General features: G+C 71.3%; 20 protein-coding genes. 13 read left to right on the top strand and 7 right to left on the bottom strand.

All coding sequences use genetic code 11. The features are described 5' to 3' along the window. Positions 1 to 47: 47 nt before the first annotated feature. The 4 genes from ACYBSK_RS33685 (at position 48) to groL (ending at position 3,902) form a co-directional block, all read left to right on the top strand. Entirely contained in the window at positions 48 to 1,004 is a 957-nt protein-coding gene (locus tag ACYBSK_RS33685; RefSeq protein WP_457481054.1) for a polysaccharide deacetylase family protein, read from the top strand. Then, entirely contained in the window at positions 1,001 to 1,645 is a 645-nt protein-coding gene (locus ACYBSK_RS33680; RefSeq protein WP_460244370.1) for a polysaccharide deacetylase family protein, read from the top strand. The genes ACYBSK_RS33685 and ACYBSK_RS33680 overlap by 4 nt, the downstream gene beginning before the upstream one ends. Positions 1,646 to 1,849: 204 nt before the next feature. Then, a complete protein-coding gene (gene groES, locus ACYBSK_RS33675; protein WP_306321012.1) occupies positions 1,850 to 2,158 on the top strand; it encodes a co-chaperone GroES in 309 nt (102 codons plus the stop codon). 118 nt (positions 2,159 to 2,276) lie between these two features. Further along, positions 2,277 to 3,902, top strand: coding sequence for a chaperonin GroEL (groL, locus tag ACYBSK_RS33670; RefSeq protein ID WP_457481052.1), 1,626 nt, complete (start codon positions 2,277 to 2,279; stop codon positions 3,900 to 3,902). Between the two features lie 123 nt (positions 3,903 to 4,025). On the opposite strand, the gene ACYBSK_RS33665 is transcribed toward groL, so the two are convergent. From ACYBSK_RS33665 to ACYBSK_RS33655, 3 genes are all read right to left on the bottom strand, one after another. Next, entirely contained in the window at positions 4,026 to 4,799 is a 774-nt protein-coding gene (locus tag ACYBSK_RS33665) for an SDR family NAD(P)-dependent oxidoreductase (protein ID WP_457481051.1), read from the bottom strand. A 16-nt stretch (positions 4,800 to 4,815) separates the two neighbouring features. Then, positions 4,816 to 6,357 (bottom strand): multicopper oxidase family protein, encoded by a 1,542-nt coding sequence (locus tag ACYBSK_RS33660; protein WP_460244369.1) that lies wholly within the window; start codon positions 6,355 to 6,357, stop codon positions 4,816 to 4,818. Positions 6,358 to 6,469: 112 nt separating this feature from the next. Beyond that, a complete protein-coding gene (locus ACYBSK_RS33655; RefSeq protein ID WP_460244368.1) occupies positions 6,470 to 7,138 on the bottom strand; it encodes an MOSC domain-containing protein in 669 nt (222 codons plus the stop codon). 81 nt (positions 7,139 to 7,219) lie between these two features. Between ACYBSK_RS33655 and ACYBSK_RS33650 the strand changes: the two genes are divergently transcribed. Beyond that, positions 7,220 to 8,116: a LysR family transcriptional regulator gene (locus ACYBSK_RS33650; RefSeq protein ID WP_457481049.1), complete on the top strand. Its 897-nt coding sequence runs from the start codon at positions 7,220 to 7,222 to the stop codon at positions 8,114 to 8,116. 59 nt (positions 8,117 to 8,175) lie between these two features. Here the strand turns inward: ACYBSK_RS33650 and ACYBSK_RS33645 are convergent, their stop codons facing one another. Continuing rightward, a complete protein-coding gene (locus tag ACYBSK_RS33645; protein ID WP_457481048.1) occupies positions 8,176 to 8,517 on the bottom strand; it encodes a WhiB family transcriptional regulator in 342 nt (113 codons plus the stop codon). A 392-nt stretch (positions 8,518 to 8,909) separates the two neighbouring features. Between ACYBSK_RS33645 and ACYBSK_RS33640 the strand changes: the two genes are divergently transcribed. The 4 genes from ACYBSK_RS33640 to ACYBSK_RS33625 all read left to right on the top strand — a co-directional run bounded on the left by ACYBSK_RS33640 (position 8,910) and on the right by ACYBSK_RS33625 (position 13,281). Next, on the top strand, positions 8,910 to 9,521 hold the full coding sequence (locus ACYBSK_RS33640; RefSeq protein WP_003948568.1) for a response regulator transcription factor: 612 nt from the start codon (positions 8,910 to 8,912) through the stop codon (positions 9,519 to 9,521). A gap of 276 nt (positions 9,522 to 9,797) precedes the next feature. Further along, positions 9,798 to 10,385 (top strand): sigma-70 family RNA polymerase sigma factor, encoded by a 588-nt coding sequence (locus tag ACYBSK_RS33635; RefSeq protein WP_460244367.1) that lies wholly within the window; start codon positions 9,798 to 9,800, stop codon positions 10,383 to 10,385. A gap of 128 nt (positions 10,386 to 10,513) precedes the next feature. Further along, positions 10,514 to 12,022 (top strand): IMP dehydrogenase, encoded by a 1,509-nt coding sequence (gene guaB / locus ACYBSK_RS33630; RefSeq protein WP_457481046.1) that lies wholly within the window; start codon positions 10,514 to 10,516, stop codon positions 12,020 to 12,022. A gap of 134 nt (positions 12,023 to 12,156) precedes the next feature. Then, a complete protein-coding gene (locus ACYBSK_RS33625; protein ID WP_457481045.1) occupies positions 12,157 to 13,281 on the top strand; it encodes a GuaB3 family IMP dehydrogenase-related protein in 1,125 nt (374 codons plus the stop codon). A gap of 104 nt (positions 13,282 to 13,385) precedes the next feature. On the opposite strand, the gene ACYBSK_RS33620 is transcribed toward ACYBSK_RS33625, so the two are convergent. Both ACYBSK_RS33620 and ACYBSK_RS33615 read right to left on the bottom strand, forming a co-directional pair. Beyond that, positions 13,386 to 13,952: a hypothetical protein gene (locus tag ACYBSK_RS33620; protein WP_460244366.1), complete on the bottom strand. Its 567-nt coding sequence runs from the start codon at positions 13,950 to 13,952 to the stop codon at positions 13,386 to 13,388. Positions 13,953 to 14,014: 62 nt separating this feature from the next. After that, entirely contained in the window at positions 14,015 to 15,268 is a 1,254-nt protein-coding gene (locus tag ACYBSK_RS33615; protein ID WP_457481043.1) for a nucleotide sugar dehydrogenase, read from the bottom strand. 323 nt (positions 15,269 to 15,591) lie between these two features. On the opposite strand from ACYBSK_RS33615, the gene ACYBSK_RS33610 reads away from it, so the two are divergent. Then, positions 15,592 to 17,298 (top strand): glycerol-3-phosphate dehydrogenase/oxidase, encoded by a 1,707-nt coding sequence (locus ACYBSK_RS33610; protein WP_457481042.1) that lies wholly within the window; start codon positions 15,592 to 15,594, stop codon positions 17,296 to 17,298. A gap of 165 nt (positions 17,299 to 17,463) precedes the next feature. Here ACYBSK_RS33610 and ACYBSK_RS33605 read toward each other — a convergent pair whose 3' ends face one another. Further along, positions 17,464 to 18,465, bottom strand: coding sequence for a serine hydrolase domain-containing protein (locus ACYBSK_RS33605; protein WP_460244365.1), 1,002 nt, complete (start codon positions 18,463 to 18,465; stop codon positions 17,464 to 17,466). 139 nt (positions 18,466 to 18,604) lie between these two features. On the opposite strand from ACYBSK_RS33605, the gene ACYBSK_RS33600 reads away from it, so the two are divergent. From ACYBSK_RS33600 to ACYBSK_RS33590, 3 genes are all read left to right on the top strand, one after another. Continuing rightward, positions 18,605 to 20,599 carry a serine/threonine-protein kinase gene (locus tag ACYBSK_RS33600; protein ID WP_460244364.1) on the top strand — a complete coding sequence of 665 codons (1,995 nt, stop codon included), beginning with the start codon at positions 18,605 to 18,607 and terminating at the stop codon, positions 20,597 to 20,599. Positions 20,600 to 20,685: 86 nt separating this feature from the next. Next, positions 20,686 to 22,863, top strand: a complete 2,178-nt coding sequence (locus ACYBSK_RS33595) for a protein kinase (RefSeq protein ID WP_460244363.1) — start codon at positions 20,686 to 20,688, stop codon at positions 22,861 to 22,863. Positions 22,864 to 23,019: 156 nt separating this feature from the next. Then, on the top strand, positions 23,020 to 24,669 hold the full coding sequence (locus tag ACYBSK_RS33590; protein ID WP_457481942.1) for a serine/threonine-protein kinase: 1,650 nt from the start codon (positions 23,020 to 23,022) through the stop codon (positions 24,667 to 24,669). The last annotated feature ends 9 nt before the right edge of the window (positions 24,670 to 24,678 follow it).

Raw genomic sequence — 24,678 nt, 5'->3', positions numbered from 1 at the left:
CGGTGTCGGCCCGGGAACGGGCCCGTGAGCTGTCAGGATCCGGCGCCATGCAACTAGTACGACAAAACGAAGAAACCGTCCGAAAGTTGACCCGGAGGAGACGCAGGAGAAGACACGGCGTCCGTCTCCTCGGCGCGCTCCTCGCGGCCTCCGCCCTCGCCACCGGCTGCGCGACCACCCAGGAGGCGGACCCGCCGGTCCGGCCCGCCCCCGGCCAGCAGGGACTCCAGGCGCCGCCCGCCCGCGCCCTCGACGCGTACGCGACGAAGCTGCGCGCCCAGCGGGCCGCCCTCGTCGCGGCCACCCGCCGCTGGGGCCTGTCGGCCGTGCCGCTGACCGCCCCGCGCCCGCCCGCGAAGAAGCCGGTCATCGAGGCGCGGCCCGGCTTCGAGGTCGCGGGACAGAAGAAGCTCGGCCTGCCACCCGTGTTCTCGACCGTCCCGACCAAGGACAAAATCGTCTTCCTCACCATCGACGACGGCGCCGAGAAGGACCCGCGGTTCCTGAAGATGATGAGCGAGCTGCGGATCCCGTACACGGCCTTCCTGACCGACGCCGAGGTGAAGCCCCAGTACGGCTACTTCCGGCAGATGCGGGACCGCGGCGTCACCCTCAACAACCACACGCTGCACCACCCGTTCCTGCCCGCCCTGTCGTATGCGCGGCAGAAGCGCGAGATCTGCGGCATGCAGGACGTCATCGAGGAGAAGTACGGCAAGCGGCCCACGCTGTTCCGCCCGCCGTTCGGCGACTACAACCGGGACACCCTGCGCGCCGCCAAGGCCTGCGGCATCACGCACGTGCCGATCTGGAACGCCGAGGCCTTCGTCGACCGCATGGACTACCGCGAGTGGGACCGGGACATCCATCCGGGCGACATCCTACTCACGCACTTCCGCGGCCGCGAGGACTGGAAGGGCACGATGCCCGACATGATCCGCAGACTCATGAAGTACCTCCACGCCAAGGGGTACGCGGTGGCGCGCCTGGAGGACTACCTGTGACACACCGCAGGGCCGGGGCGCGGCTCGTCGGCTGCGCCCTGGCCGCCGCGCTGCTCTCCGGCTGCGCCGGGCAGCCCGCCTCCCTCGCCCCGGACGCCCGGCCGGCGGTCGGCGCGGTGACCCGGCCGACGGTCCCGCCGGTCGTCTCCCGCGTCCCCACCCGCGACAAGGTGGTCTTCCTCGCGTACGGGGACGGGGCCGGGCGCGATCCCCGCCTCGTCGACCTGGTCCGCGAGCGGCGGCTGCCCGTCTCTGTGTTCCTCGCGGGCGCGGGCGAGGGCCGCCTGCGCGAACTGCGGGCCGCCGGCGCCCAGGTGCAGAACCGCACCCTCACCCAGCCCTTCCTCCCGGGCCTGGGCTACGTCGAGCAGCACGCCGAGATCTGCGGCCAGCGCGACCGCGTCGAGGGCCGCTTCGGCACTGCGCCCCGGCTGTTCCACCCGCCGTCGGGCGCGTACGACGGGAACACCCTGCGGGCGGCGGGCGCCTGCGGGGTCGACGCGATCGTCCTGTGGCGCGAGCCGGAGGGGGCGCTGCGCCCCGGCGACATCCTCGGGGTCCGGGCGGAGACGGCGCCGCGTCTCCTGCGCCGCGTCGAGGCCGAGGGATACCGGGTGGCGGCCCTGGAGGAGTACCTGTGAGGTGCCCTTCCACCGATTCGCGACGCAGTCGATTAGCAGTCCGCTTGACCGAGTGCTAATCGCGGTCATAGTCTCGGCCCTGGCACTCACCAGTGGAGAGTGCCAGACAGCGACGGGCAGGTCCGGCACCCGCGACGACGGATCCACCTGGTCGCCACCCCAGACTGTTAACCCCGTGAGATCTCCGAAGGGGGAGACCGGATCGTGACGACCTCCAGCTCCAAGGTTGCCATCAAGCCGCTCGAGGACCGCATTGTGGTCCAGCCGCTCGACGCCGAGCAGACCACGGCCTCTGGCCTGGTCATTCCGGACACCGCGAAGGAGAAGCCCCAGGAGGGCGCCGTCCTCGCCGTGGGTCCCGGCCGCTTCGAGAACGGCGAGCGCCTTCCGCTCGACGTCAAGGTCGGCGATGTCGTGCTCTACAGCAAGTACGGCGGCACCGAGGTGAAGTACAACGGCGACGAGTACCTCGTCCTCTCGGCTCGCGACGTGCTCGCGATCGTCGAGAAGTAATTCACCCAAGCTTTCCCGGCTTCACCGAAGCAGAATGCTTTGAACCGCGCCCCTGGCCCCCGCTGAGAATGCCGGGTGCGAGGGGCGCGGTTCGTTTCGAGAGGACTGATTCAGCTCCATGGCGAAGATCCTGAAGTTCGACGAGGACGCCCGTCGCGCCCTCGAGCGCGGCGTCAACAAGCTTGCCGACACGGTCAAGGTGACGATCGGCCCCAAGGGCCGCAACGTCGTCATCGACAAGAAGTTCGGCGCCCCGACCATCACCAACGACGGCGTCACCATCGCCCGTGAGGTCGAGGTCGAGGACCCGTACGAGAACCTCGGCGCGCAGCTCGTGAAGGAGGTGGCGACCAAGACCAACGACATCGCGGGTGACGGTACGACCACCGCCACCGTGCTGGCCCAGGCCCTGGTCAAGGAAGGCCTGCGCAACGTCGCCGCCGGTGCTTCCCCGGCCGCCCTGAAGAAGGGCATCGACGCCGCGGTCAAGGCCGTGTCCGAGGACCTCCTCGCGACCGCCCGCCCGATCGACGAGAAGTCCGACATCGCCGCCGTCGCCGGTCTGTCCGCCCAGGACAACCAGGTCGGCGAGCTCATCGCCGAGGCGATGGACAAGGTCGGCAAGGACGGTGTCATCACCGTTGAGGAGTCCAACACCTTCGGCCTGGAGCTCGACTTCACCGAGGGCATGGCCTTCGACAAGGGCTACCTGTCCCCGTACTTCGTCACCGACCAGGAGCGTATGGAGGCCGTCCTCGACGACCCGTACATCCTGATCCACCAGGGCAAGATCGGCTCGATCCAGGACATGCTCCCGCTCCTGGAGAAGGTCATCCAGGCCGGTGGCTCCAAGCCGCTCCTGATCATCGCCGAGGACGTCGAGGGCGAGGCCCTGTCGACCCTGGTCGTGAACAAGATCCGCGGCACGTTCAACGCCGTCGCGGTCAAGGCCCCCGGCTTCGGTGACCGCCGCAAGGCGATGCTCCAGGACATGGCCACCCTCACCGGTGCCACCGTCATCGCCGAGGAGGTCGGCCTCAAGCTCGACCAGGCCGGTCTCGAGGTGCTCGGGTCCGCGCGCCGCGTGACCATCACCAAGGACGACACCACCATCGTCGACGGTGGCGGCAAGGGCGAGGACGTCCAGGGACGCGTCGCGCAGATCAAGGCCGAGATCGAGAACACGGACTCGGACTGGGACCGCGAGAAGCTGCAGGAGCGCCTGGCCAAGCTGGCCGGCGGCGTCTGCGTCATCCGCGTCGGTGCCGCGACCGAGGTCGAGCTCAAGGAGAAGAAGCACCGTCTGGAGGACGCCATCTCCGCGACCCGCGCCGCGGTCGAGGAGGGCATCGTCTCCGGTGGTGGCTCCGCCCTGGTGCACGCCTCCAAGGTCCTCGAGGACTCCCTCGGCAAGGACGGCGACGAGGCCACCGGTGTCGCCGTGGTCCGCCGCGCCGTCGTCGAGCCGCTCCGCTGGATCGGCGAGAACGCCGGCCAGGAGGGCTACGTGATCGTCTCCAAGGTCAAGGAGCTCGAGAAGGGCAGCGGCTACAACGCCGCGACCGGCGAGTACGTCGACCTGGTCAAGGCCGGCGTCATCGACCCGGTCAAGGTCACCCGCTCCGCCCTGGAGAACGCCGCCTCCATCGCCTCCCTGCTCCTCACGACCGAGACCCTGGTCGTCGAGAAGCCGGCGGAGGAGGAGCCCGAGGCCGCCGGTCACGGCCACGGTCACTCGCACTGAGGCGCTCCGCTGAAGTGACCTGAGGCCCGGCCCCCCCGTCGCGGGGGGCCGGGCCTCGGTCATTGCCGGGGCTCCGCCCCGGACCCCGATCCTCAAACGCCGGAGGGGCTTGATTCGACTCCCTTACTGGGGACCGTACTTGCGCCCCGTCCGCGACGTGATGCCGCCGATCAGGGAGCGCGGCGTCACCTTCACCACGCCCATGAGCGCCTTGTAGCGCGGGTCCGGGATCGAGAGGGTCCGGCCACGGGACAGGTCCGTGAGGGCCGCCGCCACCAGCTTGTCCGCGTCGAGCCACATCCACTTCGGAATGTTCCCCGTGCCCATCCCGGCCCGCTCGTGGAACTCCGTCCGCACGAACCCCGGGCACAGCGCCATCAGCCGCACCCCGCTGCCGGCCAGCTCCTTCGCCGCGCCCTGCGTGAACTGCACGACCCACGCCTTCGACGCGCCGTACGTGCCGCGCGGTACGAACGCCGCCACCGACGCCACGTTGACCACGCCGCCGCGTCCGCGCTCCCGCATCGACCGGGCCGCCGCCGACGTCAGCCGCAGCACCGCCTCGCAGTGCACCTTCAGCATCGTCAGCTCGTCCGCCATCGGGACCTCGAGGTAGTGCCCCTTGTTGCCGAACCCGGCGTTGTTCACGAGCAGGTCGACCGCCGACCTGCTGTCGGAGAGCCGCGCCTCGACCGCCGCGATCCCGTCGTCCGTCGCCAGGTCGGCGGTGAGCACCTCCGCCTCGATGCCGTGCCGGTCGTGCAGTTCTGTCGCCTGCTCGTGCAGCCGCTTGGTGTCGCGCGCGACGAGCACCAGGTTGTGGCCGTCGGCGGCGAGGCGGCGGGCGAAGGCGGCGCCGATGCCCGCGGTGGATCCGGTGATCAGGGCGGTAGTCATGCGGCAAGGTTACGGTTCAGTGGTGCCCGTGATCACGGGAGTCCGTCGCGGTCGCCCGCTGCCCCTTGTCGACCACCACGAACTGCCCCATCATGCCGCGGTCCTCGTGGTACAGCAGATGGCAGTGGAACATGTACGGGGTCCGGGGATCGGTGAACTCGGGTCCGCCGTCGAAGCGCAGCGCCAGCTTCATCGTCGTGCCGCTCGGGACGAACACCGTGTCCTTGCGGCCGCGCAACTGTGCGGGCGGCCGCTCCCCGTTCACCGACACCACCCTGAACTGCACGTCGTGGATGTGGAAGTTGTGCGGCATCCCGTTGCCGTTGTGCACCGTCCACACCTCGGTGGTGCCCCGGGTGACCGTCTCGTCGACGCGGCCCATCGCCATCTTGCGCCCGTTGATCCCGCTCATCTTCAGGTCGAAGTACCGTGCGCGCACGGCTTTCTCCGGAGTGGGGAGCTCCGACTCGCCCAGGCGTGAGGGGACGTCGGGGGAGGGCCGCAGCCGGTCCGCCGCCCGCAGTTGCAGCACGTCGAACGTGTCGTCCCCGCCGCTGAACCGGCGCTGCCAGGAACTCCCGTAATTGTCCTGCGGGTAGCTGCGCAGCACGCTCCGCTCCCCGGGCTTCATCCGCACGACGATCTCCGCCCGCTCGCCCGGCGACAGCTGGATCCGTTCCGTCGTGGCCGGGCGGTCGAGCAGCCCGCCGTCCGTCCCGACGAGCGCGAACCGCTGCCCGCCGGTGAACCCGAAGTCGTACGTCCGCGCGGTCGAGGCGTTCAGTAGCCGCAGCCGGACGCGCTCGTCGTGCACGACCTTGTACGGGTCGAGGGTGCCGTTGACCATCGTGCGGTCACCGAGGAAGCCCACGTTCTGCATCAGCTTGTGCCCGGAGTCGAGCTTCGCCCCGTCGAACCGCACGTCCTGCACGATCACCGGCAGGTCGTCGACCCCGTACCGCTTCGGCAGCGCGAGTCTCCCGCTCCGGTCGTCGTCGACCAGGAACATCCCGGCCAGGCCGCGCCGCACATGCTGCTCGGTCTCCCCGTGCGGGTGCGGGTGGTACCAGAGGCTGGCGGCGGGCTGGTCGACGGTCCAGTGAGGGGCCCAGCTCTTGCCCGGTGCGATCATCTGGTGCGGGCCGCCGTCCATCCGGGCGGGCAGGTGCATGCCGTGCCAGTGCACGGTGGACGCCTCGTCGAGCCCGTTGCGGATCCGCACCTCGACCTTCTCGCCGCGCTTCGCGCGCAGCGTCGGCCCGAGGTAGCTGCCGTCGAAGCCCCAGGTCGGTGTCTTCCGACCGGGCCTGAACTCCGTCTCACCGCTCCGCATCCGCAGGTCGAAGACGCGGCGCCCGGTCTTCTTGTCGACGTGCGACGCGGCGAGCGGCGGCACGGACAGCTTGTTGCGGAACCGGTCCGTGCCCGCGACGCTCACCTTCGCGTCGCTCCACAGCCACAGCACCCCGCCGCCGATCGCGAGGACGAGGACGGCGGCGATCGAGCCGAGCACGACGAGGACGCGCTTCAGGCGGGACTTGCCAGGCTTCGAGGTCATACGCCGAGCGTCCCGCCGGCCCCTCGGACGCCACATCGGGGACGGCCCCGAGCCTCCCCTACCCCAACCCTCATACCTGGCAAGGGGTTTGCCCGGGGTGGCTCCGGAGTCCCTACGCCCCGTACTTCTCGACGTACTCCCGCGCGGAGCGCCTCGCCTCCGGGTGCAGGGCGTCGCCCGCGACCAGCAGCTGCGGCAGCAGCTTTCGGTCGAGGGTCACCGCCTTGAACTGGAGGGCGGCGGTCACCCCGTGGTCCGGGCGGTGCACGATTTCGATGGCGTCGCCCGCCCGGATCTCGCCCGGCTCGACGACACGCAGATACGCGCCCGTCACCCCTTCCCGCGTGAACCGCTTCACCCAGCCGCGCTCGCCCAGGTGGCCCTGGAAGGTCCGGCAGGGGATGCGGCCCGACGTCACCTCCAGGACGAGGTCGGGGCCGATGCGCCAGCGTTCGCCGATCAGGGCGTTCGACACGTCGATCCCCTCGGTCGTGAGGTTCTCGCCGAAGGAGCCGCTGGGGAGCGGGCGGTCCAGCTCCTTGCTCCAGGTGTCCAGGTCCTCGCGGGCGTACGCGTACACGGCCTGGTCGTCGCCGCCGTGGTGCCGGGTGTCGCACACCGCGTCCCCGGCGAGCCCGCTCGCGCCGGTTCCCTTGGGGCCGGGCGCCGTCACCCGGACCGGGCCGGTGACCGGGCGCTTGTCGATGCCCGTGACCCCCTCGGGCTGGTCCGTGTAGTCGACGGGCTCGGGGCGCCCCAGGTTCAGCGACAGAAGCTTCATGCGCGGAACGCTACGGGACCGGAACCCAAAGTCGCCACGCATTATTCGGCGCGATCCCCAAGAGTCGCTTATGCTTGAGGGGTGATCGAGGCCCGTCATCTCCGTGTCCTGCGCGCCGTGGCCGCCACCGGCTCCTTCTCCGCGGCGGCCCGCGAGCTGGGCTGCACGCAGCCCGCCGTGAGTCAGCAGATGAAGGCCCTGGAGTCGTCGGCGGGCACGCCGCTGCTGATCCGGACCGGGCGCGAGATGCGGCTGACGCAGGCCGGTGAGGCCCTCGTGCGGCACGCGTCGGGGATCCTCGCCGGGCTCACCGCCGCGGAGGAGGAGATCGCCGCGATCGCCGGGCTGCGCGCCGGGCGGGTGCGGCTCGTGTCGTTCCCGAGCGGCAGCTCCACCCTCGTGCCCACCGCCCTCGCCGCCCTGCGCGCCGAGCACCCCGGCACGCGCGTGTCCCTCGTCGAGGCCGAGCCGCCCCGGTCGGTGGAGATGCTGCGGGAGGGGGACTGCGACGTCGCGCTGGCCTTCCGCTACGAGGGGGCGCACGCCGCCGAGGAGTGGGACGACCTCGTCGTACGGCCGCTGTTCGCCGACCGGCTCGTCGGGCTCGTCCCCGAGGGGCACGCGCTGGCCGGGGCGGGATCCGTCACGATCGACGCGTTCGCGGACGAGTCGTGGATCGCCGGCTGCCCGCGCTGCCGCCGCCAGCTGGTCGAGGTGTGCCGGGGCGCCGGGTTCGCCCCGCGCATCGACTTCGCGACGGACGACTACCCGGCCGTGGTCGGCCTCGTGGGCGCGGGCCTCGGCGTGGCGGTCCTGCCCGAACTGGCCATCGAGTCCGTTCGCCCCAAGGGTGCACGCACAGTGACCGTCGAGCCCGCCGTGCGCCGCGAGATCGTCGCGCTCACGCTGCCGGATCTGGCCCAGGTGCCCGCGGTCGGCGCGACCCTCGACCACCTGGCGAAGGCCGCGACGCGCTGAACACGGAGGCGGGCGCACCCCGCTGCGCCCCGCTCCGCGCGTCGTGCAAAAACGTTCCTTCAGCGAGCTGATCCGCTGGCCGCGGGCTGTGCGCCACCTCCCGCCGACGCCGTGACAAGCCGGTTGCGGGCCCGTCCCATGAGCTCTTCTCGCTCGTCCTCGGTGAGGCCGCCCCACACGCCGTACGGCTCGCGCACCTGTAGGGCGTGAGCAGCGCACTCCGCGCGCACCGGGCACCTCATGCAGACCTCCTTGGCCGAGTTCTCACGGGCGCTGCGTGCCGCCCCGCGCTCGCCCTCCGGGTGGAAGAAGAGCGAGCTGTCGACCCCGCGGCAGGCCGCGAGGAGCTGCCAGTCCCAGAGATCAGCGTTCGGTCCGGGAAGGCGGGAGAAATCTGCCATTGCTGTGTCCCCTTGTAGCCGTTCAGACGCGGATACGGTGCCCATGACCGTACATCTACTGTCTAAGGAGATGAAAATATGACTCATTGCGAATCTAGCTACAGACACCAGCAAAAGGGAAGAAAAGCTTCCAAATGGGGCATAGCTTGTGATGAAACCTTGAGGGTCCGCCGCGCTGTCCGCACCGTGTCCGGGCCCTCACGTAGAGTGCCGAAGGAGGCCGTCCGACCCGTAACTCTTTCGAGTGACCGTCGTTGAGAGTGCGGAGGCGGTTGAAGCAGCAAGCGTTCGGGCAGGTGTCCGATTGCCTTGTTGAGTGTCGACCGCACAGGTGACGATTCGTACACAGCCTGGAGGCTCAAGGTGACGCGCATCAGCTGCGGAGGACGGTCATGACTTCCGTCCTCGTCTGCGACGACTCCCCGCTTGCCCGAGAGGCGCTCCGCCGCGCGGTCGCGACCGTGCCCGGCGTCGAGCGCGTGACGACCGCGGCCAACGGCGAGGAAGTCCTCCGCCGCTGGGGCGCAGACCGCTCGGACCTGATTCTGATGGACGTACGCATGCCCGGACTGGGCGGCGTCGAGACAGTGCGGCGGCTGCTCTCCGCCGATCCCGGTGCGCGCATCATCATGCTCACCGTGGCCGAGGACCTGGACGGTGTGGCCCTCGCGGTCGCCGCCGGCGCCCGTGGATACCTGCACAAGGACGCCTCGCGCGCCGAACTGCGGGCCACGGTGACGCAGGCGCTCGCCGACCCGACCTGGCGACTCGCCCCGCGCAGACTGCGTTCGGCCGAGATGGGGGCCGCCCCCACGCTCACCGCGCGCGAGATCCAGGTGCTCGAGGGCATGAGCCACGGGCGGTCCAACGCCGAGATCGGGCGTGAGCTGTTCCTCTCCGAGGACACGGTCAAGACGCACGCGCGTCGCCTGTTCAAGAAGCTCGGCGCCTCGGACCGCGCGCACGCCGTGGCGCTCGGCTTCCGCTGGGGCCTGGTTCGCTGACGAGCCGCTGATCGGCCCACCTCCGCGCCCTCCGGGGCGCGGTGGACCCGCCGTGAGGGCGGCCTCTCCGGCCCGTCGCGCCGCGACTTTTCGACGCTTCGGGCGCGATGCCGCATCCTTGGGGGTGTGGAGTTCCTCGGGGACGAGTCGGGCGAGCAGGGTCAGCGAGAGGGGAGGGCGCAGGAAATGAGTTCCGGCGCACCTGCTCATAACGCTTCGGTGCACAACTACGGGCACGGTGTCACGGACCGATCGGCGTCGGGGCACCATGGACCGATGCGCGACGACGAGGCAGCGGCTCCCCAGGGGAGTATCGGTACGCTCGTCGGCCGCGCCGTCGACGGCGACGAGCAGGCCACGCACGATCTGCTCGCGCACGTCCACCCCCTCGCCATCCGCTACTGCCGCACGCGGCTCTCGCGGCTCCCGGGGGACGCGCGGCACTTCGTCGAGGACCTCGCCCAGGAGGTCTGCGTCGCGGTGCTGCTCGCGCTGCCGCGCTACAAGGACACCGGGCGCCCCTTCGAGGCGTTCGTCTTCGCCATCGCCGCGCACAAGGTCGCCGACCTGCAGCGCGCGGCCATGCGCGGACCCGGCTCGACGGCCGTGCCGTCCGACGAGATGCCCGAGCGGCCCGACGACTCCCTCGGGCCCGAGGAGCGGGCGCTGCTCAGCAGTGACGCCGAATGGGCCAAGAAGCTGCTCGCCAACCTTCCCGAGAACCAGCGCGAGCTGCTGCTGCTCCGCATCGCCGTCGGGCTCACCGCCGAGGAGACCGGCCAGATGTTGGGCATGTCACCCGGCGCCGTGCGCGTGGCGCAGCACCGGGCGCTCAGCAGGCTCCGGGCGCTCGCCGAGCAGTAGCACAGCGTTCCCTTCGCGTACGTGCAAACGTACAAAGAACGCCGATGATCTTGATCGTGGAATGAGACGCCTCCGCGGGCCGTTAGCATGGACATCCGCACCGATCAAGGCCATTTGGGGAAGGTGTCATGACTGCAAACGTCGACGGAGTGCCCGGTAAATTCGCGACGCTCGGGCTGACCTACGACGACGTGCTGCTGCTGCCCGGCGCGTCCGACATGGCGCCGGACGACATCGACACTTCCTCGTACATCTCGAAGAACGTGCGCGTGAACATCCCGCTGCTGTCCGCCGCGATGGACAAGGTCACCGAGTCCCGCATGGCCATCGCCATGGCGCGGCAGGGTGGCGTCGGCGTGCTGCACCGCAACCTGTCGATCGCCGACCAGGCGAACCAGGTGGACCTCGTGAAGCGGTCCGAGTCCGGCATGGTCACCGACCCGATCACGGTGCACCCGGACGCGACGCTCGCCGAGGCCGACGCGATCTGCGCCAAGTTCCGCATCTCCGGCGTGCCGGTGACCGACGGCGGCGGCAAGCTGCTCGGCATCGTCACCAACCGCGACATGGCCTTCGAGACCGACCGCAGCCGTCAGGTGCGCGAGGTCATGACGCCGATGCCGCTGGTGACCGGCAAGGTCGGCATCTCGGGCGTCGACGCCATGGAGCTGCTGCGCCGCCACAAGATCGAGAAGCTTCCGCTGGTCGACGACTCCGGTGTGCTCAAGGGCCTCATCACCGTCAAGGACTTCGTGAAGGCGGAGAAGTACCCGAACGCCGCGAAGGACTCCGAGGGCCGGCTGCTCGTCGGTGCCGCGGTCGGTGTCGCCGGGGACGCCTTCGAGCGCGCCCAGGCGCTGGTCGAGGCGGGCGCCGACTTCATCGTCGTCGACACCGCGCACGGCCACTCGCGTCTCGTCGGCGACATGGTCGCCAAGATCAAGTCGAACGCGGGCAACGTCGACGTCATCGGCGGCAACATCGCCACCCGGGACGGCGCCCAGGCGCTCATCGACTCCGGCGTGGACGGCATCAAGGTCGGTGTCGGACCCGGCTCCATCTGCACCACGCGCGTGGTCGCCGGTATCGGCGTCCCGCAGGTCACCGCCATCTACGAGGCGTCGCTCGCCGCCAAGGAGGCCGGGGTGCCGGTCATCGGCGACGGCGGCCTCCAGTACTCCGGTGACATCGCCAAGGCGCTCGTCGCCGGCGCCGACACCGTGATGCTCGGCTCGCTGCTCGCGGGCTGTGAGGAGTCGCCGGGCGAGCTGCTCTTCATCAACGGCAAGCAGTTCAAGTCGTACCGCGGCATGGGCTCGCTGGGCGCCATGCAGACGCGCGGCGACCAGAAGTCCTTCTCCAAGGACCGGTACTTCCAGGAGGGCGTCGCCTCCGACGAGAAGCTCGTCCCCGAGGGCATCGAGGGCCAGGTGCCCTACCGCGGCCCGCTGTCGGCCGTCGTGCACCAGCTCACCGGTGGCCTCCGCCAGTCGATGTTCTACGTCGGCGGGCGCACGGTTCCGGAGCTCCAGGCCAACGGCCGGTTCGTCCGCATCACCTCGGCGGGCCTCAAGGAGAGCCACCCGCACGACATCCAGATGACGGTCGAGGCTCCGAACTACAGCCGTAGCAAGTAACAGCAGGTCATCCCTTACGACAAGGGGTGTGGGGCGGTTCCGGGATCACCGGGGCCGCCCCTCCCGCGTGTGTCAGGGATACTGGACAGGCAAGGCCCACAAGTGGGACCCAGATGTGAAAGGCGCCCCCCAACGTGACTGAGATCGAGATCGGGCGCGGCAAGCGCGGCCGCCGCGCGTACGCCTTCGACGACATCGCCGTCGTACCGAGCCGGCGCACCCGCGACCCGAAGGAGGTCTCGATCGCCTGGCAGATCGATGCCTACCGCTTCGAGCTGCCGTTCCTGGCGGCCCCCATGGACTCCGTGGTCTCGCCGCAGACCGCGATCCGCATCGGCGAGCTGGGCGGCCTCGGCGTCCTCAACCTCGAAGGTCTGTGGACCCGGTACGAGGACCCGCAGCCGCTCCTCGACGAGATCGTCGAGCTGACGCCCGAGGCCGCGACCCGCCGCCTCCAGGAGATCTACTCCGCGCCCATCCAGGCCGACCTGATCGGGCAGCGCATCAAGGAGGTGCGCGACTCGGGTGTCGTCACCGCCGCCGCGCTCTCCCCGCAGCGCACCGCCGAGTTCTCCAAGGCCGTCGTGGACGCGGGCGTCGACATCTTCGTGATTCGCGGTACGACCGTCTCCGCCGAGCACGTCTCCGGTGCCGCCGAGCCGCTGAACCTGAAGCAGTTCATCTACGAGCTGGACGTCCCGGTCATCGTCGGCGGCTGCGCCACGTACACGGCCGCGCTGCACCTCATGCGGACCGGTGCCGCGGGTGTGCTGGTCGGGTTCGGTGGCGGCGCCGCGCACACCACGCGCAACGTGCTCGGCATCCAGGTGCCGATGGCCACCGCCGTCGCCGATGTCGCCGCCGCGCGCCGCGACTACATGGACGAGTCCGGCGGCCGGTACGTGCACGTCATCGCCGACGGTGGCGTGGGCTGGTCCGGCGACCTGCCGAAGGCCATCGCCTGTGGCGCGGACTCCGTGATGATGGGCTCGCCGCTGGCGCGCGCCACGGATGCGCCGGGGCGCGGGCATCACTGGGGCATGGAGGCCGTCCACGAGGACGTGCCGCGGGGCAAGAAGGTCGACCTCGGCACGGTCGGCACGACCGAGGAGGTCCTGACCGGGCCCTCGCACACGCCCGACGGGTCGATGAACTTCTTCGGCGCGCTGAAGCGGGCCATGGCCACGACCGGCTACAGCGAGCTCAAGGAGTTCCAGCGGGTCGAGGTGACGGTGGCGGACGCGACCCACAAGCGGTGACGCTGTCGCTGTGACGTAGCGGGAACGGGTTGGGCCCCACCGTCTCGGTGGGGCCCAACCCGTTTTTCTGCGCAGTTCCCCGCGCCCCCAGAAGCAGCTGGGAGTTAGGCGGCGGCTCTCTTCGTGGCGCCGATGGCGGCTACGGCGGCCAGGGCGAAGAAGAGGAAGGTGAGGCCGTCGGAGTCGGCCTTCCAGGCTTCGTTGACCAGGTCGAAGTGCTGGAAGAGGAGTTCCGGGACGGAGAGCGGGAGGACCTTGGAGCCGATGATGGCCTCGCCGAGCAGCTGGCCGAGGTAGACGCCCAGCAGCGACAGGATCGGGCCGACGACGAGGAGCACCGGGTTCCGGCCGCCGACCTTGCCCGCCGCGAAGCCGACCACGACGCCGACGGCCACGGCCGCGTAGCCGATCTCGCGCTCCATCGCGCCGACGAGGCCCCCGTACGCGCCCGCGACGACCAGCATCGCCACGAAACCGGCGAGGATGCCGAGCCCGAGGTTGCCGCGCGCCGGGGCGGGCGGCGGCGGTACGGGCTGGAAGGCGCCCGCCTTCTGCTGGCCGGGGAACGGGGCGTACGGCTGCTGCTGCGGGGCGCCGTACTGGGGCTGTTGGTGCGGAGGTTGGGGCTGGGCGTACGGATTGCTGTCGGGTATGTGCGGTGGCTGCGTCACGAGGTCCCCCCTGCGTGTGATCCCTGGCACTGATGTGCGCAGAGTGGCCGCACAGTAGCAGTTCAGAGGCGGTGTGCGGCCCCCGCGGGAGTGGCTCCTCTGGTGTCCAGGAGGAGTTGGGCCTTCACGGCGAGGCCTTGCAGGTCGTACGTGCGGTGGTGTTGCAGCAGGATCGTCAGGTCGGCGTCGGCCGCGGCCTCGTACAGGGAGTCGGCGCGGGGGACCGGGCGGTCCAGGACGTTCCAGGACGGGACGTACGGGTCGTGGTAGCTGACGGCGGCGCCGAGCCGCATGAGGCGGGTGGCGATCTCCTCGGCCGGGGCGGCCTGCTGGTCGGCGAGGTCGGGCTTGTAGGTGACGCCGAGCAGGAGGATGCGGGCGCCGCGGGCCGACTTGCCGTGTTCGTTGAGGAGGGTGGCCGCGCGCTGGACCACGTAGCTCGGCATGTGGTTGTTGACCTGGCGGGCGAGTTCCACCATGCGCAGCGGGCGGGTGGGGAGGTGGGGGCCCGTGAGGTCCTGGGGGAGGGCGTGGCCGCCCACTCCGGGGCCGGGGCGGAAGGCCTGGAAGCCGAAGGGTTTGGTCTCCGCGCAGCGGATGACGTCCCAGAGGTCGACGCCCAACTCGTGGCAGAGCACGGCCATTTCGTTGACCAGGGCGATGTTGACGTGCCGGTAGTTGGTCTCCAGGAGGTGGACCGTCTCGGCCTCGCGCGGGCCGCGGGCGCGGACGACCTTGTCGGTCAGGCGGCCGTAGAAGGTGGCGGCCGACTCGGTGCAGGCGGGGGTGTGGCCGCCGATCACCTTGGGGGTCGAGGTGTAGGGGTGCAGGCGGTTGCCGGGGTCGACGCGGCCCGGGGCGTGGGCGAGGTGGAAGTCGCGGCCCGCGCGCAGGCCGGAGCCCTCTTCGAGGACGGGCAGCAGGAGCGTCTCCGTGGTGCCCGGCGGCACCGGCGACTCGATGATCACCGTGGTGTGCGGGCGCAGCCGCGCGGCGAGCGTCCGGGTCGCCTCGACGACCGGCGTGAGCATCGGCGCGCCGTCCGGGCCCTGCGGGGTCGGGGCGCAGATCACGGCGGTGCGGACGCGGGCGAGTTCGGCGGGGTTCGCCGTGGGGCGGAAACCCGCCGCGAGCATGCGGCGGACGTCGGCGGCGGTCAGGGCGGCCGCGTCGCCGCCGCCGGGCAGCCGGCCCGCCGCGAGGTCCCGTGCGCGGGCCGGATCGTGACCGAGGGTCGCGATCCCGGCGGCCACCGCGGCCTGCGCGAGGGGCAGGCCGAGGTGGCCGAGGCCGATGACGGCGAGGTCTGCGGGCATGGCGGTTGCCGTCCTTTCCCGAGGTGCGGACCGGTCACTAACCGGAGCGGGCCGAGGGCGCAAGCCCTGTGGACAGGATGAGCGAGCGCAATGTCAGACTAGGAGTAAATATGACCGATCTGTCGCATTGCGTAGCGATGGATTTGCGAGTGTTGCGCCGCGAGTCTCCGCAGGTTGTCCACAGGTGTGCGCGCACTGGTGGCCCGAACCGGGCAGGGCGTGAACAATCGGGGCATGTAGGAAGAGTGCGGCCCGTGCTTCGCGGTACTTGAGGCCGGGCACACCACACGGTGAGTCCACGCCGACGACAGCGGGAGGCAGCAGTGAAGGCAGCGACACTGGGACCCGAACAGCGTGCCCAGGCACTGGCGGACATGGCCGAGCGCGAGCTGGACATCCTGGTCGTGGGGGCCGGAGTGGTCGGGGCGGGGACGGCGCTCGACGCCGTCACGCGCGGTCTGTCCACCGGGATCGTCGAGGCGCGCGACTGGGCCTCCGGCACGTCGAGCCGTTCCAGCAAGCTGATCCACGGTGGGCTCAGGTATCTGGAGATGCTGGACTTCGCGCTCGTCCGGGAGGCGCTGAAGGAGCGCGGGCTGCTGCTCGAACGGCTCGCGCCGCACCTCGTGAAGCCCGTGCCCTTCCTCTATCCGTTGCAGCACAAGGCGTGGGAGCGGGTGTACGCCGGGTCGGGCGTCGCGCTCTACGATGCGATGTCGATGGCGCGCGGGCACGGGCGGGGCCTCCCGATGCACCGGCACCTGACGCGCAAGCACGCGCTGCGGGTCGCCCCCTGCCTGAAGAAGGACGCGCTGACCGGCGCGCTCCAGTACTACGACGCCCAGATGGACGACGCCCGCTACGTGGCGACCCTGGTGCGGACCGCCGCCATGTACGGCGCCAAGGCCGCCAACCGCGCGCGCGTGACCGGCTTCCTGCGCGAGGGCGAGCGGGTCGTCGGCGCGCGGGTGCAGGACGTCGAGGGCGGCGGCGAGTACGAGATCCGGGCCAAGCAGGTCGTCAACGCGACCGGGGTGTGGACCGACGACACGCAGGCCATGGTCGGCGAGCGCGGGCAGTTCCACGTACGGGCGTCCAAGGGGATCCACCTCGTGGTGCCCAAGGACCGGATCAATTCGACGACCGGGCTGATCCTCCGTACCGAGAAGAGCGTGCTGTTCGTCATTCCGTGGGGGCGGCACTGGATCGTGGGGACGACGGACACCGACTGGGACCTCGACAAGGCGCATCCCGCCGCGTCCAGCGCCGACATCGACTACTTGCTGGAGCACGTCAACTCCGTGCTGGGTGTCCCGCTTTCGCGTGATGACGTGCAGGGCGTCTACGCGGGGTTGCGGCCGCTGCTCGCCGGGGAGTCCGACGCCACCAGCAAGCTGTCGCGCGAGCACACGGTCGCGCATCCCGCGCCGGGGCTCGTGGTGGTGGCGGGCGGCAAGTACACGACGTACCGGGTCATGGCGAAGGACGCCGTCGACGAGGCCGTGCACGGGCTCGACCAGCGGGTCGCGGAGTGCGTGACCGAGGAGGTGCCGCTGGTGGGGGCCGAGGGGTACCGGGCGCTGTGGAACGCGCGGGCGCGGATCGCGGCGCGGCACGGGCTGCATGTGGTGCGGGTCGAGCATCTGCTCAACCGGTTCGGGGCGCTGGCCGAGGAGGTCCTCGAACTGGTCTCGTCCGACCCGGGGTTGGGGGCGCCGCTGGGCGGGGCCGACGACTATCTGCGGGCCGAGGTCGTGTACGCGGCGTCGCACGAGGGGGCGCGGCATCTCGACGATGTGCTGACGCGGCGGACCCGGATCTCGATCGAGACGTTCGACCGGGGGGTGCGGTGTGCGCGGGAGGCGGCGGAGTTGATGGCGCCGGTTCTTGGGTGGGACAAGGATCAGGTGGAGCGGGAGGTCGAGCACTACGAGAAGCGGGTGGAGGCGGAGAGGGAGTCGCAGCGGCAGCCGGATGACCTTACGGCGGATGCGGCGAGGTTGGGGGCGCCGGACATTGTGCCGCTTTGACCCTCCGGTGGGGGTGCGGGTGCCTTTCGGCTGGGCGCGGGTGACGGGGTTGCGGTCGCGGGGCTCTGCCCCGGGCCCCGCTCCTCAATCGCCGGAGGGGCTTGATGGTGTGGGCCGGAGGGGCTTGATGGTGGGCCGGTTGGGCTTGATGGTGGGCTGTTTGGTTCAGGGGCAGAACTCGGATTGCAGGAGTTGGCGTTCGGGGGTGCCGTTGTCGGAGAGGGTGGCTGTTGTGGTGCGGTAGGTGATGACGTGGGTGGCGGTGCGGGTGGCGGCGGTGCGGACGTAGGTGTCGGCTATGCGGCCGTTGTGGCCCCAGACCGTGGTGCCGCAGGGGAGTTTCTCGGGGTAGAGGCCCATGCCGTAATGGCCGTTCGTGGGGCGGGTGTTGAGCATCGTGCGGAGGGAGGCGGGGCGCAGGAGGCGGCCCTTCAGGAGTGCGGCGTAGAAGCGGTTCAGGTCGGGGAGGGTGGAGATCACCTCGCCGGCCGCGCCCGCCGTGCGGGGGTCGAGGCGGACGGCGTCGGGGCCGTGCGGGCGCGGGACCGTGGTGCGGGAGCCGGGGAACGTGGTGCCGGTGAGGCGCAGCGGGTCGATGATGCGGCGGCGGACCTCGGTGGCGTAGGAGTGGCCCGTGACCTGATGAATGATCATGCCCAGGAGTACGTAATTGGTGTTGGAGTACGCCCAGGTGCCGGGGCGGGCCGTCCGGGGCTCCGACAGGGCCAGGGCCGCCACCGACCTCGGGGACAGCGGCGTGTCGCCGTGCGTGGCCCGCGTGAAGTCGTAGAGGCCGCTGGTCTGGGTGAGGAGCGAGCGGACCGTGAGGTCGCGGGTGCCGGTGAGGGCGGGGAGGTACGTGGTGACGCGTGCGGAGAGGTCCAGGCGTTCCTCCGCGGCGAGTTGGAGGACCACCGTCGCGATGAAGGTCTTCGTGATGCTGCCCGCACGGACGTGATCGGAGGCGGTGAGGGCGGGGCTGGTGGTGGCGAAGTGGCTGACGGTGCCGTTGGTGGACAGCAGTGCGGCCGACGGGGCCTTGCCTCGCGTCACGAGCAGCGGAAGAGTGTCCTCCGCAGGTGTCGTCGGGCTCGGCGCGCTGCTCGGTGCGAAGCACACGACGGCCGCTGCGAGCGGTATGGCCAGGAGTGTCCTGAGCGTGGCCAACGACGGTCCCTTCGGCTGTGCGGGCCACCATTGTGGGACGTTCCCGTGCGTGTCGGGTGGGGGTGACCCGGCGCGCGGAGTGGTGGTCCAGTGATGGGACAATGAAGGCTCTGTCAGGGCCGGTTGCTAGAGGGGACGCATGTCGGAGGCGGAGCGGGCGGGCGAGGCCCGTGGAGACAAGGGCGCTCGTCGGGATTCTGCCGCTCGGGACGCTCAGGAGGCTTCCGTGAAGGACCCGGGAGGCCGGCTGCTGGCCGGTCGGTACCGGCTCGGAGACGTGCTCGGCCGGGGCGGCATGGGCACCGTGTGGCGGGCCAAGGACGAGACGCTCGGGCGCACGGTGGCGGTGAAGGAGCTGCGCTTCCCGAACGCCATCGACGAGGAGGAGAAGCGCCGCCTGATCACGCGCACGCTGCGTGAGGCGAAGGCGATCGCGCGGATCCGCAACAACGGCGCGGTGACCGTCTTCGACGTGGTCGACGAGGACGACCGGCCGTGGATCGTCATGGAACTCGTCGAGGGCAAGTCCCTGGCGGAGGCCATTCGTGAGGACGGGCTGCTGGAGCCCAGGCGGGCCGCCGAGGTGGGGCTCGCCGTGCTCGACGTGCTGCGCTCCGCGCACCGCGAGGGCATCCTGCACCGCGACGTGAAGCCGTCCAACGTGCTGATCTCCGAGGACGGCCGCGTCGTGCTGACGGACTTCGGCATCGCGCAGGTCGAGGGGGACCCGTCCATCACCTCGACCGGGATGCTGGTCGGCGCGCCCTCGTACATCTCGCCGGAGCGGGCCCGCGGGCACAAGCCCGGCCCCGCCGCCGACCTGTGGTCGCTCGGCGGTCTGCTGTACGCGGCCGTGGAGGGCGTCCCGCCGTACGACAAGGGGTCGGCGATCGCCACGCTGACCGCCGTGATGACCGAGCCGGTGGACCCGCCCAAGAACGCCGGGCCGCTGGAGCCGGTGATCTACGGGCTGCTCGCCAAGGACCCCGACCAGCGGCTCGACGACGCGGCCGCGCGGTCGATGCTCAACGACGTCATCCACGCCCCCGAGCCCAAGCCCGCGCCCGAGCCGGAGCCGGTCGAGGCCACCAAGGTGGTGCCGCTGCCGCCCGTACCCGAGCAGAAGCGGCGCAAGGAGCCGAAGAAGCGCAAGGACAGGGGCACTTCGGCGGCCAGGGCCGCCGCCGCCTCGGCCGCCGCGGGGGTCGCGGCCCGGCGCGAGGAGGCCGCGGAGAAGATGCGCGGCGCCCTGAAGACCGTACGCAAGGCGGCCGCCGCCGCGACCGCGCCGAAGGAGAGGACCGAGGAGCCCGGCGCGACCGCGCCCGCGGGGCCCGCCGCCGGTGCGCGTCCCGGTGGCGCGGCCGCGCTCGCGGACGCCGTGCGGGGCCGCGCCCTGGTCATCGGCTCGATCGTCGTCGCGCTCGCCGTGCTCGCCGGCATCCTGGCCCTCGTCCTCAACGGCGGCGACGGCGCGGACGCCAAGGGCGGGGACAAGGGCGGCGACAAGGGCGCCTCCGCCGGGGCCACCGCGGGCGAGGACGGCAAGAACGGCGGCGACGGCAAGGACGAGCAGGGCGGGAAGGACGCGGACAAGGGGGCGTCCGGCGGAGCCGAGCCCTCCGAGAGCGCCGCGAGCCAATCCGCTTCGCCCAGCGCGAGTTCCTCGCCGAGCGGCGACTCCGGGAACACGTCCGGCGCGGCCGCCGAGCAGACGTACAAGCACTCCCAGGGTTTCTCGATCGGGCTGCCCAAGGGGTGGAAGTACACCAAGACGGAGGCCGCGGGAGCGCGCTTCACCGGGCCCGACGGGCAGCGGCTGCTGGTCGGTTGGACCAACCAGCCGAAGTCCGACCCGGTCGCCGACTGGTACGGGCAGGAGAAGTACATGCGCCGCGCCCAGTACGACCGGGTGCGCATAGCCTCGGTGGACTACCGCGGCTGGAAGACGGCCGACTGGGAGTTCACCTACGTCGACGGTGGCACGAAGTGGCACTCGATAGACCGGGGGACGGTGGTGAACGGCTCGTTGGGGTACGGGCTGATGTACACCGCGAAGGATTCCGGCTGGGACGGAAAGCAGCGCAAGTCCACCTGGAAGACATTCACACAGACGTTCAAGCCCAAGTCCTGAACCAGTGGGCCGTACGACACGTATCGTGAATTCTTGCGGATCGTGCGTAGTCGCTCGGCAGAGCCGGTGGAACAGGGGGAGGCGTCGTGGACGAGTACGCGGGACGGGTGCTCGCCAACCGGTACCGGCTGCCGGTCCTCTCTTCCGACGCCTACGAGTTCGCGCCCGAGACGCGGGCCTTCGACACCTACAGCGGGCAGGAAGTCCTCGTACGGCAGGTGCCGTTGCCCGAGGTCGTCGAGGCGGAGGTGCTGGACGCGGACGGGCTGCCCGAGGGGTTCCGGCCGGGCGGTGGTGGTGGGCGCGGGAGCGCGGAGCCGTCCGTTACGCGGGCCGTGGAGGCGGCGCAGGCCGCCGCGCGAATACCCGACCATCCCCGGCTCGACCAGGTCTTCGACGTGTTCGCCGAGGGCGGGTCGTTGTGGGTCGTGAGCGAGCTGGTGGCGGCGCGGCCGTTGTCGTCGCTGCTGGAGCGGGGGCCGTTGAGCCCGTACCGGGCGGCCGAGGTGGCGTCCGATGTGCTCGCGGCGCTGCGGGTGCTGCATGCGCACGGGTGGGTGCACCGGAATGTCACGGCGCGCACGGTGCTGGTGTGCGACGACGGGCGGGTGATGCTCACGGGGCTCGCGGTGGGGGCGGCGGAGGAGGCGTTGTGCGGGTACGACGTCGTGCCGGTTCCGCCGGAGGAGGACGAGGGGGGGATTGATGAGGCCGAGGGTTCGGCTTCGGGTTCGGGTGGCGTTGCTGAGGAAGCGGATTATCGGGCTGCTCGGGCCGGGGCGATTGCGGCCTACCGGGCGGGGGTTGCGGCGGGGGGTGGGGTGTCGGCGGCGCGGTGGAGTGAGGTGGTTGCCGGGGGTGACGACGCGGGGCTCCGCCCCGGACCCCGCGCCTCAAACGCCGGCGAGGCTGGATTTGCCGGACCCGGGTCTCTGGGTGCCGGAGGGGCTGGATTTGGCGGACCCGGGTCCAGAGGTGCCGGAGGGGCTGTGTCCGCGGAGCGGGCGCGGCAGGTGCGGATGACCGTGGTGGGGCCCGTGACCGAGCGGTGGGCGCCCGAGCAGGCTTATCCCGTGCAGGAGAACTGGCAGTTGGCCGCTCCTGTGGGGCCCGCCACCGATCTGTGGGCGCTGGGCGCGCTGTTGTTCCGGGCCGTGCAGGGGCACGCGCCCTACCCGGAGGAGTCGACGCCGGAGCTGGTGCAGATGGTGTGCGCCGAGCCGCCCGCGTTCGCCGAGGAGTGCGGGCCCGTGCGGCCCGTGGTCGAGTCGTTGTTGCGGCAGGACCCCACCGAGCGGCTCGACGTCGAGGAACTGCGCGGATGGCTGCGGTCGTTGGTGCGCTCCGCGCCCGAGCCGGAGGCCGGGGTGCACGTCGTGCCGGCGCCCGCCTTCGACCCGGGCCGGCTGCCCGTCGTACGGCGCCGGGGCGAGCTCGTGCGCAAGCGCAGGGCGCGGGTTCCGGCCACCTCCGGGCACGGTCGGCACAAGCGGAGCCGGGCCGTGGAGCGGGTGCCGCGGGCCCCGCGGGAGCGGCGGCCGAGATCGCTCGGGCGGTGGCTGCTCGTGCTGATCCTGGTGGGGCTCATCGGCGCGGTGGCGTACGCGATGGCGTTCATGCCGAAGTCCGACCGCAGCGCGGGCACCGGGGCCGCGGGGCTCACGCGCCCCTCCGCGTCGTCGGAGGGGCGCGGCGCGCCGGAGCAGCCGTCGCGGGAGCCGTCCGAGGCCGCCAGTACCCCGAGCAGCCCCGGCACGCCGGAGGGCAGGCGCAGTTCGACGCCGTCGTCGACCGAGCCGCAGTCCGACGTGGCCGCCGGGTTCGTCCTGCGCAAGGACGACGCCGGGTTCGAGGTCGCCGTCGCCAAGGGCTGGCAGCGCCAGGGGAAGAACGGGCAGGGGCAGGTCGTGTACGCGCAGGGCGCCTTCGAGCTGATCGTCGTCCCCGGCCGCGACTCCACGGCGACGTACGGCAAGGACCCGATGAAGTACCAGCGCGAGGACGAGCGGGAGTTGCAGCCGTTCCGGGACTCGACCTGGGCCACGTCGAGCGGCATGAAGAGCATCGACGTCGGCGGACGGGCCATGGCCGAGGGGCAGTTCACCTGGCAGGGGAGCGACGGGCGGGAGATGTACGTGCGCAATCTCGCGATGGTCGTCGGCGGCAAGTACCACGTGGTGCAGGTGCGCGGTCCCGAGGCCGAGCGGGACGAGGTCTCCCGGATCTACCAGCAGGCGTACTCGACGTACCGGTACGGGGGGTGAGGGACGCGGGCGGTCGTGCACCCGCTGTGTGCCGGCTGTGCACCGTGCGGTGGCAAACCGTCACAGTGCGGTCTCCGTGGGCCCCCTGGTGTTCCTTGTGTGACGCCTGATCCCTAGTGTGAACCCGTCAAACCTATGCGGGGGAACGTGAATCAGATGCAGGGCGAGCTCCTCGCCGGACGGTATCGGCTCGGTGAATCCATAGGGCGCGGCGGCATGGGCCGCGTGTGGCGCGCGCACGACGAGGTGCTGCACCGCGTCGTCGCGGTGAAGGAGCTGACGGCCGCGCAGTGGGTGGCTGAGGCCGACCGGGCCGTCCTGCTCGCCCGTACGCAGAAGGAGGCGCGGGCCGCCGCCCGGATCAACCACCCCGCCGTCGTCACCGTGCACGACGTGCTGGAGCACGACGACCGGCCGTGGATCGTCATGGAGCTGGTCGAGGGGCGGTCGCTGGCCGACGCCGTCAAGGAGGACGGGTGCGTCGCGCCGGCGGAGGCCGCGCGGATCGGGCTGTGGACGTTGCGGGCGCTGCGCGCCGCGCACACCGCGGGGGTGCTGCACCGGGACGTGAAGCCGGGCAACGTGCTGCTCGCCCGCAACGGGCAGGTCAAGCTGACGGACTTCGGCATCGCGCAGGTGGAGGGCGACTCCACCATCACGCGGACCGGGGAGATCGTCGGGTCCGTGGACTATCTCGCGCCCGAGCGGGTGCGGGGGAACGAGCCGGGGCCCGCGTCCGACCTGTGGGCGCTGGGGGCGACGCTCTACACCGCGGTCGAAGGGCTTTCGCCGTTCCGGCGGACGTCGCCGATCGCCACGATGCAGGCGGTCGTGGAGGACGAGCCGGAGGCCCTGGAGAACGCCGGGGCGATCGGGCCCGTCATAGGCGCGCTGCTCAGCAAGGACCCGGCCGACCGGCCGGACGCCGATGCGGCCGAGGCGATGCTCGCCGAGGCGGCGGAGGGGCGTCGGCCGAACGCGGCGCAGGAGTACGTGCCGACCCAGGTGCACGTGCCCGCGCAGCCGACCGCGTCCACGCCTCCTGCGACGCCGATGAGCGTGGCGCCCACCACCACCGTGGTGCCTCCGACGCCCACTCCCACTCCCACGCCCTTCCCGGCTTCCGCGTCCGCCCCGACGTCGCGCCGCTGGCCGAAGCTGCTCGCCGCCGTCCTGGCCGCCGCGCTCGTCGGAGGCGGAGGCGCACTCGCCGCCATGTACTACGTCGATCAGCGGGCCGCCGGGAGCAGCAGCGCGGCCACGGGCCAGGGCTCCGGGAACCAGGACGGTTCCGGCGACTCCGGCGACTCCGGCGACAAGGAGGAGACGGTCCCCAAGGAGGGCTCGATCCCCGACAACTGGGTGCGGCGGCACGATGTCGAGGGGTTCAGCCTGATGCTGCCGCCCACCTGGAAGCGGCAGCAGGAGGGCACGCAGATCGACTACACGCCCGACGGTGGGCAGCGGTTCCTCCGTATCGCCGTCGACAAGGCCTCCGACTGGCAGGACTCGTACCAGCACCAGTTGGACCTGGAGAAGGGGCTGCGGCCCAAGCTGCCGGACTACCAGCGGGTGCTGTTGCAGTCGAACACGTTCCGGGACCGGCCCGGTTCGCTGTGGGAGTTCACCTGGACCGCCGGAACGCAGGACGCGACGTCCGGGCCGCGGCACGCCATCGAGCAGACCTACCGGGCGCAGGACGGCACGGAGTACGCCATCTATCTGTCCGTGCCGGCGTCCCACTGGGCCGGCGCGCGCCAGCAGTTCGACGCCATGCTGCGCGGATGGCAGCCCCCGCAGTCCTGATTGATGTGG

This window comes from Streptomyces sp. BYX5S (assembly GCF_054724165.1).
The sequence above is the reverse complement of the archived record's forward strand: the minus strand, read 5'-3'. Positions and strand labels throughout refer to the sequence as shown.

Excerpts from the sequence above, each read along its gene's own strand:
- ACYBSK_RS33685 (WP_457481054.1), top strand. The coding sequence starts at position 48 with ATGCAACTAGTACGACAAAACGAAGAAACCGTCCGAAAGTTGACCCGG.
- groL (WP_457481052.1), top strand. The coding sequence starts at position 2,277 with ATGGCGAAGATCCTGAAGTTCGACGAGGACGCCCGTCGCGCCCTCGAG.
- ACYBSK_RS33665 (WP_457481051.1), bottom strand. The coding sequence starts at position 4,799 with ATGACTACCGCCCTGATCACCGGATCCACCGCGGGCATCGGCGCCGCC.
- ACYBSK_RS33660 (WP_460244369.1), bottom strand. The coding sequence starts at position 6,357 with ATGACCTCGAAGCCTGGCAAGTCCCGCCTGAAGCGCGTCCTCGTCGTG.
- ACYBSK_RS33655 (WP_460244368.1), bottom strand. The coding sequence starts at position 7,138 with ATGAAGCTTCTGTCGCTGAACCTGGGGCGCCCCGAGCCCGTCGACTAC.
- ACYBSK_RS33645 (WP_457481048.1), bottom strand. The coding sequence starts at position 8,517 with ATGGCAGATTTCTCCCGCCTTCCCGGACCGAACGCTGATCTCTGGGAC.
- ACYBSK_RS33640 (WP_003948568.1), top strand. The coding sequence starts at position 8,910 with ATGACTTCCGTCCTCGTCTGCGACGACTCCCCGCTTGCCCGAGAGGCG.
- ACYBSK_RS33635 (WP_460244367.1), top strand. The coding sequence starts at position 9,798 with ATGCGCGACGACGAGGCAGCGGCTCCCCAGGGGAGTATCGGTACGCTC.
- guaB (WP_457481046.1), top strand. The coding sequence starts at position 10,514 with ATGACTGCAAACGTCGACGGAGTGCCCGGTAAATTCGCGACGCTCGGG.
- ACYBSK_RS33615 (WP_457481043.1), bottom strand. The coding sequence starts at position 15,268 with ATGCCCGCAGACCTCGCCGTCATCGGCCTCGGCCACCTCGGCCTGCCC.
- ACYBSK_RS33600 (WP_460244364.1), top strand. The coding sequence starts at position 18,605 with ATGTCGGAGGCGGAGCGGGCGGGCGAGGCCCGTGGAGACAAGGGCGCT.
- ACYBSK_RS33590 (WP_457481942.1), top strand. The coding sequence starts at position 23,020 with ATGCAGGGCGAGCTCCTCGCCGGACGGTATCGGCTCGGTGAATCCATA.